1 protein-coding gene is annotated in these 468 nt (G+C 61.3%); it reads left to right on the plus strand.

Going from position 1 to position 468, the window contains the following annotated elements; all coding sequences use genetic code 11:
• Positions 1-114 precede the first annotated feature (114 nt).
• Positions 115-468: acyl-CoA dehydrogenase family protein (locus B3M53_RS09555; RefSeq protein WP_286800231.1), on the plus strand; the 354-nt coding region annotated here is incomplete at its 3' end.

Here is a 468-nt window from a genome sequence, read left to right on the forward strand (position 1 = left end):
GTGGCTTCGCAATACTTCAATAATCGCAAACTTTCGATCTTCGGCGGCTCCAATGAGGTGCAGCGCGAGATCATCGGCAAATCGATGATGGGGCTCTAGGACATGGATTTTTCCTTGGGTGACGACCGCCGCATGATGGCGGATTCACTGTCACGGTATTTCTCCGACACGCTGGACTGGGAGGCGCGTCAGGCGGCTGCCCACAGCGAAGACGGCTTCAGCCGCGACATGTGGTCAGGCCTCACGGAACTGGGCGTGCTGGGCATGCTGTTCTCTGAAGAGGCGGGCGGCTATGGCGGCTCTGCGTTTGACGCCGGCGCCGTGTTTTCAGAAGTCGGCAAGGCGCTCGCCACTGGACCGTTCCTGGCGACGTTGATGGCAGGCAAGGTGCTGGAAGCGGCGGGTGAAGCGGACGTTTTGGCGGACGTTATCGCCGGTTCGCGCATCCTCACCTTCGCCGACGAGCCC

Origin of the sequence: Oceanicaulis sp. UBA2681 (assembly GCF_002354675.1) — a bacterium.
Taxonomy (GTDB): Bacteria; Pseudomonadota; Alphaproteobacteria; order Caulobacterales; family Maricaulaceae; genus Oceanicaulis; species Oceanicaulis alexandrii.